This window comes from Flavobacterium caseinilyticum, assembly GCF_004349085.1.
Taxonomy (GTDB): domain Bacteria; phylum Bacteroidota; class Bacteroidia; order Flavobacteriales; family Flavobacteriaceae; genus Flavobacterium; species Flavobacterium caseinilyticum.
The window spans coordinates 45,289-62,863 of record NZ_SMFM01000011.1; the positions used below are offsets into that span (position 1 = coordinate 45,289).

Consider the following 17,575-nt stretch of genomic DNA (forward strand, 5'->3'; position numbering starts at 1 on the left):
AATTACAAAAAAACGCTCTCAAAATTGAGAGCGTTCTTCATTTATAAAAAATTCAAATTTTTGTTTCAAATTACAACTCCTGTTTTGGCAATTTGAGTATCTGCCCGAACGTGAGCTGCATTAGCTCTTCCGCTTGGATCTAGGTTCTCTTGCCATTTTGGAATCCATTTCCTAACTGTTTGCGCGGCACTTATTTGCGGATAATATTTATTAAATATCGACCTATAAAAATAGGCTTCTTTGGTTGTAGGAGAATTGTATGGGAATTCGGCTGCAGCTCCGGCTAATTGCTCGTCCGTAACTTGCGTTGCACAATATTCAATCAATTGATCGATCCAATTGTATCCTACTCCATCCGAAAACTGTTCTTTTTGTCTCCATAAAACTTCTTGTGGAAGATATGGATTGTCCGGAGTATCAAACGCTTTTCTTAGAATGTATTTTTCTTTTCCATCGTATGTTTTAGGCATTTTTTCTTCTGCTTTGATGCGAATTGACACATCCAAGAACGCTTTATCCAAAAACGGAACTCTAGTCTCTAAACCATGCGCCATCGTTGATTTATCGGCTCTTAACAAATCGGCAGTGAATAATTTCTGCACTCTTTCGATTGTTTCTTTCTGGAAATCTTCCGCTGAAGGCGCATTTCTAAAATACAAATATCCACCAAAGATTTCATCAGCTCCTTCACCTGAAAGCACTACTTTTACACCCAAATCCGTAATCGCTTTCGACAAGAAATACATTGGCGTACTTGCTCGCACCGAAGTCACGTCATACGTTTCTAAATGCCAAATTAGTTTCTCTAAAATTTCAATTCCTTCTTCGACAGTAAAATGAATTTCATGATGCTCTGTTCCTAAATACTCCGCAACTTTTCTGGCTGCCGCAGCATCTGGCGCATCAGCATTTAAACCAATTGAAAATGATTGTAATTTATTGCCGGTTTCTGCCAATAATCGCGAAGCAATTGCTGAAGTCAATGAAGAATCTAATCCTCCAGAAAGTAACACACCAATAGGCACATCGCTCATTAATCGTTTACGAGTCGCTTCGGTCAACGTTTCTCTGATTAACTCCAAATCTAATTCTTGGTCGGCTTTCAAATAATCTTCATATTCCGGTTTGTAATATTTTACAAAACCAGTTTTTGCAGTGTAATAATGTCCTGGAGGAAAAGTAGAAAATGTTTTACATTGATCCGCGATAGGTTTCATTTCAGAGGAGAAATAGATTCTTCCTCTTTCATCCAAACCATAATATAGCGGTTTCACTCCCATTGGGTCTCTACCGGCAATAAAGTCATCACCATCCACAACCACAAAAGCCCAATCTCCGTCCAGCATATTGCAAAAATCGTATCCAAACTCTTCATACAAATGCACAATAACTTCAGAATCTGATTTTGTTCTAAAAGTATGATCTTTCAAAACACCATCTCTTAATTCCTGATGATTGTATATTTCGCCATTATGAACCATATAAGCCGTTTTCGTGCCTTGTATCGGTTGTTTTCCGGAATGCAAATCAATTATCGATAGCCTTTCATGACTTAGAATATGCCCTTTTTCAGTAACATGCAAATCACTTTCATCCGGACCACGATGCGTCATTCTTTTTGAAAGTTCTCCAAACAGTTGTTCTTCTTTTCCTCTCCCGATAATGGCTAATATTCCGCACATAAGTCTGTATTTTTATTTTTTTCCAATTCTAAGTCGACAAATATGCAATAGCAGTTACAAACACAAAACATAATTAATGTATTTAGTTACTATTTAAAACAAAAAAATGAATTTTATCTTAAAAATGTAATTCAAATACCAATAAATTAAAATATTCTATTACAACTGTAAATTATCGCTATGTTAGAAAATAAAAAGCTTTAATTTTAAACATATAAGTCATGTAAGTTTAAAAAAGTCAGTTTCTCAAATTGTAATTAAAAGGAAAAATAAGTTAAAAAAGTTCTTCGCAAGACTATGTGACTTTACTTAAATGAACTTTTAGTTTTATTTGATTTTATTCAAATTAAAAACTTATATGACTCATATGTTTTAACAATGTATTCTACAAAATGCTATTATTTGCAGAATTAATCGTAAATTATAAAAGGCTGACAATTCAATTATTTTACTTTCTTCCCCTTTAAATAGGTGTTGGTAGGTTTCATTTTCACTATTTTATTTTCTTCCACTTTCATTAAATCCTGATCAAAAATTACAAAATCAGCCCATTTCCCCACTTCCAAACTTCCTTTCTCTTTTTCTTCGAAATTAGAAAAAGCAGCCCAAATGGTCATTCCTTTTAAAGTTTCGGCTCTGGTTAATGCATTTTCCATTTGGAAACCGCCTTTCGGATATTCCTTACTGTCTTTCCTGGCTACAGCCGCATGAAAAGTTAACATCGGATTGACTTCTTCCACAGGAAAATCAGTTCCAAGAGCTACCATTCCCGCTTTTTGAAGTAATTTTTTATAAGCATACGCATTTTTAAGCCTTTCTTTCCCCAACCTATCTTCAGCCCAATACATATCAGATGTGGCATGTGTAGGTTGAACCGAAGGAATAATTCCAAATTTAAAATAATCAAAATCTTGTTCACGCAAAACTTGTGCATGCTCAATTTTCCATCTTCTGTCTTTTGTACCGGTCAAAACATCTTCGTAAATTTTCAAAATCACCGTATTTGCCGAATCGCCAATAGCATGCGTATTCAACTGAAATTTTGAAGCTGCAATCTGCTTAGCAACATCGCTTAATCCAGAAATTGGTGCCAACAAAGCACCGTATTGGCCTGGCTTGTCAGAATACGGTTTGTGCATACAAGCACCACGAGAACCCAAAGCGCCATCGCCATACATTTTAAAGGAACGCACATTTAAATTATCCGTTTTATAAATTCCTTTTTTTAGGTATAAATCAATATTTTTCTGATTTGCCGTAATCATAGCGTACACATTAAGCTTCATCACTTTTGCTTTTTGCAAGCTGTCCATCAAATGAATAATGTCCGGATCCAATCCTGCATCATTTACCGTTGTCAATCCATAATCAAACATCACTTTTTCAGCATCTAGCAACGCGTCAATTTGTATTTTACGAGTTGGTTTTGGAATTATTTTAAACACTAATTCCATCGGATTGTCAACTAAAATTCCTGTCGGTTGCCCGTTTTCGATTTCAATCTGACCACCATCTGCTTTTGTATCTTTAGTGATTCCTGCTAATTTCAACACTTTACTATTAACGATAATCGCATGACCGTCAACTCTGTTTAATACAACTGGAATATCTGGAAATGCAGCATCTAAATCTTCTTTTGTAGGATACTTTTTTACTTTCCAATCGTTTTGATCCCAACCATTACCCACAATAAACGTTGGATTTTTATCTTTTTGAAAAGCCTTTAAGCGGGTTATTATTTCGTCCATACTTTTAGTACCGCGTAAATCCGCTTCCTGTAAACTTAAACCATAACTGTAAAAATGGCAATGTGCGTCAATTAATCCCGGGTAAATGAATTTCCCCTCTGCATCTATTGTATTCTTGGATTCATATAGATTTGAAATTTCACTATTAGTACCAATAGCCACAATTTTCCCCTTATCAATTGCCATAGCCGAAGCCGTTCCAAAAGAGTTATCTACCGAGTAGATAGTTGCATCGGTAACAATAGTATCAACGCTAACTTTATCTTTTTGATTACAGGAAATCAACAAAAACAAAGCAAGAAATAAAGTAATAGATCTCATAATAAACATTTTAGTTGGGCTAATATAAAAAACTGCAGCCAATTATTTTAACCAAAGGAGAATTAAAAGAAATTTTTGAATTCTTAACTTAATTATTCCCATAAAAAAACGCTCTCGAAAAGGAGAGCGTTTGTCTATTTGTAAAATCTTAATTAATTGTTTATGCCTTTGCATACGCATCATCATGCACGCTAGCTACTGCTCTTCCGGATGGATCATTCATGTTCTTGAATGCTTCATCCCATTCCAATGCAATTTTTGTACTACACGCAACGCTTGCTTCTTGTGGAACACACAAAGCAGCGGCATCACTTGGAAAATGCTCATGAAAAATAGAACGGTAATAATACTCCTCTTTTGAAGTTGGTGTTTGTAAAGGGAACTTGTATTTAGCATTTGCTAATTGTTCATCCGAAATTTCAACAGCAACAACCTCTTTCAAAGTATCAATCCAGCCGTATCCTACACCATCACTGAATTGTTCTTTTTGTCTCCAAGCAACACTTGGCGGCAACATTTCTTCAAAAGCTTTACGAACTACCCATTTTTCCATTGGATGTTCTGCATTGATCATTTTATCTTGTGGATTAACGCGCATCGCCACATCCATAAATTCTTTATCTAAAAACGGCACACGACCTTCAATTCCCCATGCGGCTAAACTTTTGTTGGCACGCAAACAGTCATACATGTGCAATTTACCTAATTTACGTACGTTTTCTTCGTGGAATTCTCTTGCGTTTGGCGCTTTGTGGAAATACAAATATCCTCCAAAAAGCTCATCCGCTCCTTCACCTGACAACACCATTTTGATACCCATAGATTTAATAACTCTCGCCATTAACCACATTGGTGTTGATGCTCTAATTGTCGTTACATCATAGGTTTCTAAGTTGTAAATTACATCTTTAACCGCATCCAAACCTTCTTGAATAGTGAATTTAATTTCGTGGTGAATCGTTCCAATATGATCCGCCACGATTTGAGCTGCCGCTAAATCTGGAGAACCTTCTAATCCTACAGAAAACGAGTGTAATTGAGGATACCATGCATCAGCAACATCTCCAGATTCAATACGTTTTTGCGCATATTTTTTGGCTACAGCCGAAGTAATAGACGAATCTAACCCTCCAGAAAGCAATACTCCATAAGGCACATCACTCATCAACTGTCTGTGAACCGCAGCTTCTAAAGCCACTTTAATTTCGTCAATGCTGGTTACGTTGTCTTTAACGGCATCGTAATCTGTCCATTCTCTTTTATACCATTGTACAAATTCGCCATCTTTGCTAGTCATATAATGTCCCGGAGGAAACAATTGGATTTTGGTACAATATCCTTCTAATGCTTTCAATTCTGAAGCTACATAAAAAGTTCCGTGCTCATCCCAACCAATGTATAATGGAATAATTCCCATGTGATCACGAGCAACAAAATACTCATCTTTTTCTACATCATAAATCGCAAATCCAAATATTCCGTTCATTTCATCTATAAAATGAGGTCCCTTTTCTTTGTATAGTGCCAGAATTACTTCGCAGTCACTTTCTGTTTGAAAGTTGTATTTCCCTTCAAATTGTTTGCGTAATTCTCTGTGGTTATAGATTTCACCATTTGCAGCCAAAATCAGTTGTTTATCCTCGCTGAACAAAGGTTGTTTCCCTGAAGCCGGATCTACAATTGCCAGACGTTCGTGAGACATAATCGCTTTTTCATTACTAAAAATTCCACTCCAGTCCGGTCCACGATGACGGATAATTTTAGACATTTCTAATACTTGCGGTCTTAAAACTTCCGCTTTTTGTTTTAAATCAAAGGCACATACTATTCCGCACATAACTATATATTTTTAATGTTTTGTTTATTTTGATAGGGCAAAGATGGAGTTATAGTTTCAATCGAAAAACACAAATGCCATTTTTAGTTATAAATTATAACCAAAAAATAGCATTTGTATTTAAAATGTAATTAAAAGAGAATAAAAAAGGAATCGAAGTTGAGAATTGTAAAAATGGAATAAAAAGCAGACGAATTTTATTCAATATTCTCCACCAAATACTTCGTTCCATTAATCTCAAAAGTAAAACCTTCTTGATTTCCCATCAATTTATTGCCCAAAGGCGATTGTGGAGATAATGCGATAATATTGATTCCTTCAACATTAATTTTAGGAAGCGCCACACTCAGATACAAATAGATTCCGTTGGCTTTTACCAAACTCCCTACGATAATTGTTTCGGCAACTGCAGCAGCATCAATTTTATCCAAAACTGTTTTTTGATCCAATACTTCTCTCAATTTACGATTGAGTTTTTCCTGTTCAATGTGCATCATTGATAAAGCGGTTTCATGTTTGTCTCCGGCTGAACCTTTGGCATCGTTCTTAGAATCTTCGGTAAGCGCCACAATCATGTCTTTGAAAACATCGATTCGATCCTGAACTAATTGCACGTAATGAGTATGTATTTTTTGTTTGAAAGTCATTTTTAGTGAGAGGCAAAGTTATAAAGGGACAAAGAGGCAAAGGTACAAAGCAACAAATAGACAGTATCAATTATCTGCAGAAAAAAACCGCTTTTTATCTTTGATTCTCTGCCTCTTTTGACCTTTTTTAAAAATCAAATTTATAATTTACTCCCAAAATGACCTGAAGTCCCTGAACCGGATAGTTCAGCCATTTTTCATAAGATTTATTGGTAAGATTATTTCCTTTTACAAAAGCGGTTAATCGGTCATTATATTTGTAACCGACATTTGCATTTACATCAAAATATGAAGGCAAAGTAATCGGACTTACATCAATTAAATTCATGTTTGTATTCCATTCTTGATCTTTTCGCTCCCCCACATAAAACACATTGGCACCGGCAAACCATTTTGGCGTAATATTAAAATCTAAGCTTGAGCTTATTTTTACAGCTGGCAAATTCCAGGCTTCTTTCTCGAATTCAGTAGTAAAACTGCTGAAGCTACCATTGATTCCAAAAGTCACATTTTTAGAAAAATCAGCTTTTAATTCACCATAAAAATTAAATGTTTTCATATCATCATACACCACCTGAAAGGAATTCCCATAAGCGTAGTCTTGATTACTTGTATTTTCATTATAATCATTGCTTTTAAACAAGGCTTTATTTCTCTGATTTAGATACGAACCTTTTATGTTATAACTTACATTATTAGTGATTTTCCCTTTTAAACCTGCAAAAAGATCATACTGCTGATCTGTTGGCGCAATATTTAATGTTGGCGATAAAAATGGATTATCATCCACAAAATCCTGATATGAATTTTGCTCTAAATTCCCTTCGGCTCCGGCGTAGAACATCATCAAATCACCAACCACTTTATAGGAAGCGGTAAATCTTGGATAGATATAAAGCGTATTCCTTTTGTTCTGATTGTTCATACTGTAAAAGAATGCTGCACCTATGTTTAGCGTCCAATCGTCTTCCTGCATGACAAAGCTCGGTGCTATTCCAAAATTAGTGAAGCCATATTTCATCGGCTCAGAATTTGTGTTCGAATAATTCTCTTTGAAACTGCCGGCAACGTAATCAACAATTAAATCCGTTTTTACAGCACTATCCATAATATCAAATTGCACCGTTGGTTGAGCTGAAAATCTGCTCTCTGACGAATCAAAAATATCTGTAAAATGATTGAATTTCAAATTCACTTTTTCGACAATACTTTCATTGAAAGCGATATTTCCGCCTAATGAAATCGTATTATAGGATTGTTTAGGATCAATACTGCCAATCAAAACCGCTCTTTCCTGAGAGGTCAACGTATTGCCAAAATCAGTTGGAAGCCCATACCAGTTGTAAATTTGATTTTTATATCCTAAATCCATATTCCAGGACACCGATTCTCGATTTGATCCGTACATCACATCCACTGAATTATCTAAAAAACGATTGTCTAATTCTACATTTTCGATTCCGCCTTTGGACGAATGATGACGAAACATTGCACCAACATAATCGGTATCATTAAGGTCATGGTTTACGAATAATTCTCCGATAAACGTCCCGTAATTTCCGGCACCAAATGTGGCATAATTTTTATATAAATGGCCTTGTTTTTCTTTCTCAACGCCTTCTGCCTTGCCTTTAGTTGGGCTAAATGTTGACGCCACCGGAAAAGAGAAAATAGTATATTTTACCATTTCCTTCTTAGTATTTCCTTCTTCTTCAAGCGTTGCAACTTCCTTAATTTTGAAGGCATCGGATATTTTTGGCGTATAAGGTTTTACAACATTAACAGTTTCCGTCCCGATTTGTTCTTTTTTTTGTGCAAAAGAAAATTGAAAAACTAAAAGAAACAAGATTCCCAATCCAACCCTTCTTGACGGGAATGGCGCCGAAATTGTTACGATATTTTCTGTGAATGAATTTATGTTTAAATGTTTAAATGTCATGTTGAATTTTTTAACTTCTTATTTATAACTCGTCTTTTGTAACCTTATAATTATACTTCCCATTCCCCTTTTGCAATGAATTGCGATTTGCCCCCAATTTTAATATCAAAATCATTGTCCATACGTTTACCATCAAAATAAATCTGGGAAGGTCTGTTTATAAAATCGCCCTGATGATTTATAATTCGAATCTCCGGCGCATCGTATTTTAAAAGAAAAGCCTGCAAACATGTACTTGCACTTCCTGTAGCGGCGTCTTCTTTAAGTTGGTTGTCCTCTATACACAGCATTCTACTGCTGAGATTATTCTCTTCTAAACAATAAAAATACAACGCTCTATGACTGGTTTTGCAGTGCGAATGCAACCATTCGTTCATTTTATTCTTGTCGAGAATCAAACTTTCCAAGGCTTTTTTATTTTTGAGCGGAACAATTACAAAAGCGCTTCCGGTGGATACTTCCTGAATTGGAAAGCTGTCCTCAAAATCAGTACTGCTTAAATTGCTAAACGATAAAAACTCCTGTGCCGAAAAAATATCCAAAAACTCCGGCTGAGCCGCTTGTAACCAAATCAAATCTCCCGATTGATGCACTGGAATTTCGCCTATTGGCACTGACACCGTAATCTTTTCAGGCTGATTTTGAAATATCTTATGCATCAAAACCCAAGAAGTCCCTATAATTGGATGTCCTGCAAACTTCATTTCGTAGTCCGGGGTAAAAATTCTGATCGTTGCCGCTCTATTTTCAGGATCAAGCTTAGTGATAAAAGTGCTTTCCGCAAAATTAATTTCTCTTGCAATTTTCTGCATCTTTTCTGCACTCAAAGCATCGGCACCTAAGAAAACAGCGAGTTGATTTCCAGCATACTTTGTCTCGGCAAAAACATCAACGATATAAAAAGATAGGTTCATTCCCTTTGTTTTTTTCTTTCGATTATTTTAAAAATTTCATACAATTTGTGGTTGTTTCCCAACTTCAAACCTGTGATTTCTTTACTTCGTTACTGATGAATTTGTTTTAGATTCTTCGGCTTTTATTTTATCCAATTCCATTTTCGCAGCTGCAACAACATCAGGATAATCAGTGAAGTTTTGGATTACATTTTCCAAAATGTAGGTTGCCTGAAAACTATCTTTCAGTCCGTAGAAATTTTTTGCCATCAGGATTAATCCTTTCGCTCCAAAATACTTATAGCTTGAGTAATTCTTCGCTAATTTCTGCACTGCAGTATTGGAAACTTCAAACTTCCCGTCTTTGTTTTTAAAATAAGCGTCATAATACAACGCCTCGGCTGCTAATTCACCTTTGGCAGTAGTCAATAATTTCGCGTAAGCAACGCGAGCTTTATTTTCATCGCCCGTCTGAAAGGCCGCACGCGCAATGATAATTTGCGCATCGCTCTTCACATTCTCATCCGCTTTGGAATTCATCAAAACTTTCTCCGCATAAATTACCGAATTTAAATAATCCTTTTTATCATAATATAATTTCATCAAATTGGACTGTGCAAAAGTGGTGTTCTGCGAAATATCCGATTCGTTTTCCAATCGTGACAATATTGCGACAGCTTTGTTGTCATCCTTATTTTTAAGATAAATCTGAGCCAGTCTTGACAGAGACTGTTCGCTGAATTCACTTCTGGACTGCGCAATCACATATTCATAATGTGGAACTGATTTGCTCTCTGAACCTTCGGCAAAGTACAATTGGGCAAGATAATAATTAGCTTGTAACGCATGCATCCCTTTTGGAAACTGATTTATATACCCGCTAAATCCTGCGATTGCCTGCTTAGCATTGTTTTGTTGAAATTGTTTTTCGGCTGCCTCAAAGGTATCATTATCAAGTTCCACATTTGTCACCGAAACAAAATCCAAAGTTCGAACCCAGCTCGCATATTCGTCAACGCGACCACTCTCTACATAAACCAATCTTGCGGTGGCAACTGCTTCTAGCGCTTCAGGAGTTCTGGGGAAATCCGCGGCTACTTTTTTAAATTTCAGCAATGCCTGATCATTTTTATCGGAATTATAATAAATCAATCCCTGACGCAAAATGGCTCTTGAAGTAAAAGAACTTTTCTTAAATTCCGTATTCAGTCGGTCATATGTTTTTATGGCAAGGTCATTTTCATTCTCGGCAACGTATGTGTTTGCAAGTTCAAACAATGCATCATCTCTGTAACTCGATTTGGAATACGACTGTAAAAAAGCATTCAGTTCCTCAATTTTTTTATCATTTTTAGCCACAAAACCATAGCTAATTGCTCTTTGGAAATAGGCATAATCCGCATCTACACTTTTAGATTCAATCACTTTCGAATACCCATCTATTGCTGCTCCATACTTCGAACTCACAAATCGACAATCTGCCAAACGTAAATAAGAATCGTTCAAGCGCACTTTGTCATCTTTCACTTTTTCCACTTGGTTTTGAAAATAATTTCCCGCCTGATCGTAGTCTTTCAATTTGAAGTACGTGTAGGCAATATTGTAATTGTGGTTTTTATATTCCGGTGTTTTTTCGGCTTGAGCCAAAGTTGTAAATTGTTTAAAACTTGACAATGCATCTTTAAAATCATTCAAAACATATTCTGTTTCTGCTTTCCAGAAAGTAGCTCGCGCCGTAAAAACAGCATCTTTAGATTCGGCTATTGATTTTGTAAACATCTTTAACGCCTCCGTGTAATTCCCATCGGTGTACAACTCCAGTCCACTGTAAAAAAGAACCTTCTGATATGCTAATTTATTCTCTGGAGTTTTACTTTTTTCCAATAAAACTAGAGCTCCTTTATAATTTTTAGAAGAAATATAGGAATCGATCAACAGTCTTTCAATCTCAGAACGGCCGGCATTATTCGGATATTTAGTCACGAAAGCCTGTAGAACCGCCGGAACGCTTTGATACGAATTACCCAGTTCATAACTCAGTTTTGCATAATTCAAACTGGCATCTTCCTGAATAGCCAAGTCAAATGCCATTTCCGAAGCATTTTTGAAAGCATTCAAAGCCTGTTGTTTTTTATCAGTATTTAAATAACTTTCTCCCAGATGGTAATAGGCATTTTGCGCCACAGAATCTTTCCCTCCTATAATTTTATTAAACTGGGAAATTGCATTTTCGTAGTCTTTTTGTTTGTAATAGGCATAACCCAATTGGTAGAAATCCGTATTACTCCATCTTCCCTTTTGTCCTTTGTAAGCTACCAGATAGGGAATGGCTTTGTCATATTGTTTCAAATTGAAGTAGCTTTCGCCAATAATTTTATTGAGTTCTGATTTTTCCAGAGGAGTAGATTTTGCCATCGCTTTTCCACCCAAATCAATTGCTTTTTGAAAATTCCCTAATTTAAAATTCATGTCGGCTTGATAATACGAAAGCTTTTCTTTGTATTTTTCGTCACCTGAAACTTCCTCAAAATACTTATTTGCTTTCTGGTAATCATCGCCCTGATAAGCCAAAAATCCCAAATAATATTTAGCCTGCGAACCGTATACCGGTGATTTTTCTACTTTGTTAAAATAAACTGTGGCCTCTTTTTTATTTTTGCCATTAAAAAAACTGTATCCTTTCTGGAAATTGAATTTATCACGGTCGCTTTTGCTTAAATTGCTTTCGTCCACTTTACTGAACCATTTTAAAGCTTGTGGATAATTCCCCTCGTTAAAGTGAAAGTGAGCCACTTCAATATAAGCCTGATTTTGTTTAACGCTGGTTGGATAGTCTTCTACAAATTGCTCCATCAACTGATCTGCATTGGCCTGATTGGTTCGAATGGCACAATTAGCGGCATAATAAGCGCAGTCTGATTTCAGTTCTTCAGTAGTAGCAGTTTCTTTTACTTTATTGAAAATAATTTGTGCAGAGGCGTATTGCCCGTCTTTAAACAAAGAAAGCGCTTTATTGAAATCTTTTAAATCGTGGGTATAAATGGTCGATTTTTGTGCCGATGTGGAAATAGTGATACTAAAAAGGAAAATGAAAAAGAGCCAGGAAGTTTTACGCATTGTGATTTTATTTTAATAATTCAAATGTATCATATTCTGAAGTGTATAACGAAGCGCCGCCAGCTTTTATTATGAACATTTTTTTTAACATTGCAAAATTTAGCTATCATCGCGAGATCCCAAGGCCCATATTCTTCTAATCAACTAGGTGCCTTTTCACGATTATTTGATTTTTATTAAATTCTGCCTATTAGAATAGAATTTATTTTGAATCGAACCGTTATCTTATTACTTTTACCCAATAAACAAATACCAACTATGTCACAATCTGTACTGTCTTTAAAAAATGTAACTATATATCAAGAAGGAAAATCCATTTTATCCGATGTCAATTTAGATGTAAACCACGGTGAATTCTTGTACATTATTGGAAAAACAGGTTCCGGAAAAAGTAGCTTGATGAAAACTTTATACGGCGATTTACCGCTGATAGAAGGCGAAGGAAACATAGTAGAATTTGACCTTGCAGCTTTAAAAGAAAATGACATTCCGTTTTTGAGAAGAAAGATTGGCATCGTTTTTCAGGATTTCAAATTGCTTCCGGACCGTACTGTAAATGAAAATATGTTATTTGTACTTAAAGCAACTGGCTGGTCAAGTGCCGTAGATATGCAAAACAAAATTGAAGAAGTTTTAGCTAAAGTGGGCATGAGAGATTTTGGCAAAAAAATGCCGCATCAGCTTTCAGGTGGTGAACAGCAACGTGTGGCGATTGCCAGAGCTTTGCTGAACGATCCGGAATTGATCCTAGCTGATGAACCTACAGGAAACTTAGATCCACAAACGAGTGCCGAAGTGCTGGAAGTCCTAAAAAAAATCAATGCTAACGGAAAAACCATCATTATGGCAACCCATGATTATGCTTTATTAATGAAATTCCCTGCAAAAACATTGAAATGTGAAGACTCCAAAATTTTTGAAGTGATTCAGCAAAGAATGGCATAATGCTCTCCATTCTTGTTCCAATATACAATTACAATGTTTATCCTCTCGTTGAAGAGCTTCACAAACAATGCACAGAATGCAGAATAAATTTTGAAATTTTATGTCAAGATGATGCATCAAAATCTATTTTAAATGCAATTAACGAGAATGTAAATACATTATCGAACTGCAGTTTTACAGCTTTAGAAGAAAACCTGGCACACCGCGGAAACAGAAATTCCTTAGCCGAACAGGCGCAATATGATTTTTTGCTTTTTATTGACGGCGACTCCATAATTATTCATCCCGATTACATCAAAAAATACATTGTAACTCTAAAAGATTTCGATGTTATTTATGGCGGTCGGTTGCATCCTGAGAAATATCCGTCCGAAAATAAAAAATTACGATGGAAGTACGGTAAATTCATTGAAGATAAATCAGCCCAAGACCGGAATAAAAAGCCGTATCAATCGTTACTTTTTAATAATACTGTCATAAAAAAAGAGCGTTTTGACCAAGTAAAATTTGATAAAGACAAAAAAAAATACGGTCACGATGACACCCAACTTTCATACGAATTAAGTCTATTAAAAGCTAAGGTAAATCATATCGAAAACCCTGTTCAACACGGCTATATTGATACAAATTTGGATTATTTAAACAAAACAAAAGAGTCTTTAGAAAACTTGATTTTATTATACCAAGAACAAAAAATTGATATCAATTTTGTCAGACTGCTTCAATTATATCATTTTTTAAATAAAACTGCAGCAACGCTCATTATTTCAAAAATATATGGGATTTTTGAAAAATCATTATTAAAAAATTTGACTGGAAACAACCCAAATTTAATCCTGTTTAATTTGTTTCGAGTGGGTTATTTATGTTCCATAAAACAGAAAATTTAATTCTTTTTGATTGCAATAAAAAGTTGATTCCAAGTTTCCATAATAGTATCAATATTGTATTTTTCGCTGGCTAATTTTGCTTTTCTTCCCATTTCTGTTCTTAATGTAGCATTTTCAATCAGAGTTTCAACTGCTTTTACATAATCGGATTCGTTATCATTTTCAATCAAAAAGCCGTCTTGGTTTTTAGAAATTATTGCTTTTGGACCGCACGGACAATTATAAGCAACACAAGGCAAGCCTGAAGCCATTGCTTCAATTAAAACCATTCCGAAAGCTTCAAATCGAGATGTCATCAAATAAAAAGAAGCTTCTGAATATTTTTCGTTAATATTCTGAATCGGCTCATGAAAAATCACATTCTCCAACATATTCAGGTTTACAGCCAACAATCGTAAATCAACTTTTCCGTCAGATTTTCCATAAATTTCCAATGTCCAATCCGGATGTTTCTGAATGACTTTTTTCCAGATTTGCAACATTCTGTCAAATCCTTTTTCGTATGTATGCCGACCAACAGCAATGACTTTTTTATTTTCTAAAGCACTCGATTTTTCTGAAGTGAACCATAAGGGATTTGGAATGACATTGGTGTTTCTTATATTCCATTCCTTGCTGCTTTCACTTGTTACAACAACGAATCGGTCGTATTTTTTTATCGCCATTCTTTTGAAAATGTTCATACAACTCGTTGCAATTTTCGTCAAAATTTTATTCTTGGATTCTCTTTCCTCGATAAATTTAGAACTGTGCATTTCCAAAATAAGCGGAACTTTGTTTTTTAGAATAAAAGGAATTAAATATGCTTTTAAACCATTATCGCAAACAATAATGGCATCAGGCTGGACTGCTTTAATTTTAGTTTTTAATCCTTTTGAAAAAGAATTAAAAAACTGTAAAAAATTACCTTTTAAAAGTATATCATGAAAAATAATACTAGAATTAAAAGAATAAAATAAAGGAGAAAAGCCTTCATTTTGAGTCAGAATATGCACTTCATACCCTAGTTTTTCAATCAGATAATTAGTTTTGATCGAAAGGACTCTGGCTACGCCGCCTTCGTTATTTACATTGGGAACTATATAGAGAAGCTTCATTTTTTGGATTCCAAAAATTCATCAAAATCTCTGATATAATCGGCTTCTTCAAAAACATCCGAAGCAAAAACGAGACAAACTGAACCAGACGAAAAATTTTGTAATTCTCTCCAAATACCTGTTGGTATCAGTAATCCAACATTTGGTTTGTTCAAAAGAAATGATTTTTTTTCGGCTCCGTCATTCAACACAACTTCAAAACTTCCACTTAAAGCAATAAGGACTTCGCTTTGATTACTGTGTGAATGACCGCCTCGAAAAGAATTGCTGGGCACATCAAAAAGATAATACACGCGCTTGAATTCAAAAGGCAAAACATCCTCCTGAATAAAAGCTAAATTCCCACGTGTATCCTCTACAACGGGAATTTCAAGTAATTGCACGTCTCTAATCGTTGTCATAATACTATTTTAAACTGATTTTCATTATATCCAGCCACTGTTTTCCAATTACTGAAACAGAAAAAGATTGCACACTTTGCAACGCATTTTGTTTGCAATATCGATATAAATTTTCGTCTTCGAGAAATAAATTCATCGCTTCAGAAAGTTTTGTAACATTCTGATTTTCGACCAACAATCCATTTTCTCTATGCTGAATCATTTCTTTTGGTCCTGATGCGCAATCAAACGCAATTACAGGAGTTTCACAAGCCAGCGATTCCAAAATTACATTGGGCAAACCTTCATTCAAACTGCTTAACACAAAAAATTTAGCTCTTTTTAAATACTTAAAAGGATTATTTTGATACCCTAAAAAATGTACTTTGTCTTCAATTTTTCTTTCGGTAACCAAGTTTTGCAGCATTTTTTTTTGTTCACCATCACCCAAAAAAACCAAATGAATATTTTTTTCTGGCAAAACTGAATTGGAATACGCGTCAATCAGTTTGTCAAATTGTTTGATGGAGGTTTCCATTTGGCCTACACCAATAATAAAATCATATGGAAGTTCAATATGCTCCTGGCTCTTTAGTGCAATTTCCTCAATATCGATTGGATTATAAATACGAACAACATTTTTCAGCTGGTGTTTTTTCTCTATCAATGCTTTGGATTCATCTGAAATACTGACTAATTTATAACATTCTCCGTAAATAAAACGGCTGAGAAAAGACGATTTAGGCATGTAATGATCTATCAAAAAACTGTGAACTGTAAAAATAGTTTTCGTTTTATATAGCCATTTTGCTATCGATAACTCTTGAATGGGTTTTATCCGAAATCGGAAATCGATAATAAAATCGAATTGATTTTCGTCAAGATATTTTTTAAGAAAAGTGAAGCGATTCCATTTATTAATAAGGCTGTTGGACGCATTTTTCATCTTGCCTAAATTGACTAATTTTCCTGAATAGGAATACGAAATTTCATCAAGAACAATAATAGTATGGACTTCTAACCCTTGTTTTTCAAAAAAATGCGATAAGACCGACATTACCTTTTCGGCACCGCCACCACTTAATCGATAACCAATTAAAGCAATTTTAATTTTTTTGTTGGGCAATATCATTAACGATTTCTTATTTTCGTATCAAATATAACTCTTTTAAAAAAATATGCAAGACAATCCATTGGTTACCATTATTTGCTTGTGTTACAATCAGGAAGAATACGTCTTGGAGAGTTTATTTTCAGTTGTCAATCAGAATTATGCTGCTATAGAGCTCATTATTGTTGATGACTGCAGTTCAGATAATTCAAAGGCAGTAATCGAAAATTGGCTGCTTGATTTCCCGAAGATCCAATTTATTGCAAATGAAGTTAATTTAGGCAGTACAAAATCGTTCAATAAAGCCTTAAAAAAAGCCAAAGGCGAATTTATAATTGACTTGGCCGCTGATGATATTTTGGTGTCCAATTGTGTCACTTCACAAATAAATGCTTTCAAAAACACAACCTATGAAAACCTCGGAGTTGTTTATGGAAATGCTGAATTAATTAATGAGAAAGGAATGTTTAACGGTTATTATTTTCCCGTAGATCGTTTTAAAAAAGTAATAAAACCGCGTGTAACGGGTGATATTTATGAATCCGTACTTTCTGGTGGCGACTGCATGTGTTCGGTTTCAGCGATGGTGAAAAAATCCGCATTTGATCATTTAAACGGTTACGATGAAACGCTTGCCTATGAGGATTTAGATTTATGGATTCGCGCTTCCCGGATTTATGATTTTGATTTTATTGATGAAATTATAATTCGGAAAAGGACAGTCGAAAATTCTTTGGGAACTCATTTTTTCAAGAAAAATGATGCAAGAGCCAGAAAAATAAATCAATCTACTTATCTGATTATAAAAAAGGCAATAAGACTCAACAGAACAAAAAAAGAGAATAAGGCGTTGTTAAAACGCATTCATTTCGAAATGATTTTGAACAATAAAACTAGAAACTACACCTTATTATTAAAGTATGTTTTGCTTGAAATTAAGCTGAGATTCCATTTACTGATTCCATAAT

Annotated in this window: 13 protein-coding genes; 3 read left to right on the forward strand and 10 right to left on the reverse strand. The window is 34.9% G+C overall.

The window, feature by feature from the left end; all coding sequences use genetic code 11:
- Positions 1 to 65 precede the first annotated feature (65 nt).
- The 7 genes from asnB (E0F89_RS16085) to E0F89_RS16115 form a co-directional block, all read right to left on the reverse strand.
- Complete coding sequence (gene asnB, locus E0F89_RS16085) at positions 66 to 1,682, reverse strand: asparagine synthase B (RefSeq protein ID WP_131910752.1); 1,617 nt, start codon at positions 1,680 to 1,682, stop codon at positions 66 to 68.
- A 443-nt stretch (positions 1,683 to 2,125) separates the two neighbouring features.
- A complete protein-coding gene (locus E0F89_RS16090) occupies positions 2,126 to 3,751 on the reverse strand; it encodes an amidohydrolase (protein ID WP_131910753.1) in 1,626 nt (541 codons plus the stop codon).
- A gap of 160 nt (positions 3,752 to 3,911) precedes the next feature.
- Complete coding sequence (gene asnB, locus E0F89_RS16095) at positions 3,912 to 5,588, reverse strand: asparagine synthase B (protein WP_131910754.1); 1,677 nt, start codon at positions 5,586 to 5,588, stop codon at positions 3,912 to 3,914.
- A gap of 197 nt (positions 5,589 to 5,785) precedes the next feature.
- Positions 5,786 to 6,235 (reverse strand): hypothetical protein, encoded by a 450-nt coding sequence (locus E0F89_RS16100; RefSeq protein WP_131910755.1) that lies wholly within the window; start codon positions 6,233 to 6,235, stop codon positions 5,786 to 5,788.
- Positions 6,236 to 6,362: 127 nt separating this feature from the next.
- A complete protein-coding gene (locus E0F89_RS16105) occupies positions 6,363 to 8,174 on the reverse strand; it encodes a porin family protein (protein WP_165930056.1) in 1,812 nt (603 codons plus the stop codon).
- Positions 8,175 to 8,224: 50 nt separating this feature from the next.
- A complete protein-coding gene (locus E0F89_RS16110; protein ID WP_131910756.1) occupies positions 8,225 to 9,088 on the reverse strand; it encodes a PhzF family phenazine biosynthesis protein in 864 nt (287 codons plus the stop codon).
- 81 nt (positions 9,089 to 9,169) lie between these two features.
- On the reverse strand, positions 9,170 to 12,184 hold the full coding sequence (locus tag E0F89_RS16115; protein WP_131910757.1) for a tetratricopeptide repeat protein: 3,015 nt from the start codon (positions 12,182 to 12,184) through the stop codon (positions 9,170 to 9,172).
- Positions 12,185 to 12,442: 258 nt separating this feature from the next.
- Here E0F89_RS16115 and E0F89_RS16120 point away from each other — a divergent pair, with 258 nt between their 5' ends.
- Complete coding sequence (locus E0F89_RS16120; RefSeq protein WP_131910758.1) at positions 12,443 to 13,129, forward strand: cell division ATP-binding protein FtsE; 687 nt, start codon at positions 12,443 to 12,445, stop codon at positions 13,127 to 13,129.
- Positions 13,129 to 14,019, forward strand: a complete 891-nt coding sequence (locus E0F89_RS16125; RefSeq protein ID WP_131910759.1) for a glycosyltransferase family 2 protein — start codon at positions 13,129 to 13,131, stop codon at positions 14,017 to 14,019. Before E0F89_RS16120 ends, E0F89_RS16125 begins: the two co-directional genes overlap by 1 nt.
- Here the strand turns inward: E0F89_RS16125 and E0F89_RS16130 are convergent.
- From E0F89_RS16130 to E0F89_RS16140, 3 genes are read right to left on the reverse strand one after another with little or no spacing between them, the layout of a single operon-like run.
- Positions 14,016 to 15,116, reverse strand: a complete 1,101-nt coding sequence (locus E0F89_RS16130) for a glycosyltransferase family 4 protein (RefSeq protein ID WP_131910760.1) — start codon at positions 15,114 to 15,116, stop codon at positions 14,016 to 14,018. The genes E0F89_RS16125 and E0F89_RS16130 overlap by 4 nt on opposite strands.
- A complete protein-coding gene (locus E0F89_RS16135; RefSeq protein WP_131910761.1) occupies positions 15,113 to 15,517 on the reverse strand; it encodes a sugar 3,4-ketoisomerase in 405 nt (134 codons plus the stop codon). The genes E0F89_RS16130 and E0F89_RS16135 overlap by 4 nt, the downstream gene beginning before the upstream one ends.
- A gap of 4 nt (positions 15,518 to 15,521) precedes the next feature.
- Positions 15,522 to 16,628 (reverse strand): glycosyltransferase, encoded by a 1,107-nt coding sequence (locus E0F89_RS16140; protein WP_131910762.1) that lies wholly within the window; start codon positions 16,626 to 16,628, stop codon positions 15,522 to 15,524.
- Between the two features lie 46 nt (positions 16,629 to 16,674).
- Here E0F89_RS16140 and E0F89_RS16145 point away from each other — a divergent pair, with 46 nt between their 5' ends.
- The gene (locus E0F89_RS16145) at positions 16,675 to 17,574 is read left to right on the forward strand and encodes a glycosyltransferase family 2 protein (RefSeq protein WP_131910763.1); all 900 of its coding nucleotides are present in this window, start codon (positions 16,675 to 16,677) and stop codon (positions 17,572 to 17,574) included.
- The last annotated feature ends 1 nt before the right edge of the window (position 17,575 follow it).

Coding starts and splice junctions, on each gene's coding strand:
- E0F89_RS16145 (WP_131910763.1), top strand. CDS start 16,675: ATGCAAGACAATCCATTGGTTACCATTATTTGCTTGTGTTACAATCAG.
- E0F89_RS16105 (WP_165930056.1), bottom strand. CDS start 8,174: ATGACATTTAAACATTTAAACATAAATTCATTCACAGAAAATATCGTA.
- asnB (WP_131910752.1), bottom strand. CDS start 1,682: ATGTGCGGAATATTAGCCATTATCGGGAGAGGAAAAGAAGAACAACTG.
- E0F89_RS16130 (WP_131910760.1), bottom strand. CDS start 15,116: ATGAAGCTTCTCTATATAGTTCCCAATGTAAATAACGAAGGCGGCGTA.
- E0F89_RS16090 (WP_131910753.1), bottom strand. CDS start 3,751: ATGAGATCTATTACTTTATTTCTTGCTTTGTTTTTGTTGATTTCCTGT.
- E0F89_RS16135 (WP_131910761.1), bottom strand. CDS start 15,517: ATGACAACGATTAGAGACGTGCAATTACTTGAAATTCCCGTTGTAGAG.
- asnB (WP_131910754.1), bottom strand. CDS start 5,588: ATGTGCGGAATAGTATGTGCCTTTGATTTAAAACAAAAAGCGGAAGTT.
- E0F89_RS16125 (WP_131910759.1), top strand. CDS start 13,129: ATGCTCTCCATTCTTGTTCCAATATACAATTACAATGTTTATCCTCTC.
- E0F89_RS16110 (WP_131910756.1), bottom strand. CDS start 9,088: ATGAACCTATCTTTTTATATCGTTGATGTTTTTGCCGAGACAAAGTAT.
- E0F89_RS16120 (WP_131910758.1), top strand. CDS start 12,443: ATGTCACAATCTGTACTGTCTTTAAAAAATGTAACTATATATCAAGAA.
- E0F89_RS16115 (WP_131910757.1), bottom strand. CDS start 12,184: ATGCGTAAAACTTCCTGGCTCTTTTTCATTTTCCTTTTTAGTATCACT.
- E0F89_RS16140 (WP_131910762.1), bottom strand. CDS start 16,628: ATGATATTGCCCAACAAAAAAATTAAAATTGCTTTAATTGGTTATCGA.
- E0F89_RS16100 (WP_131910755.1), bottom strand. CDS start 6,235: ATGACTTTCAAACAAAAAATACATACTCATTACGTGCAATTAGTTCAG.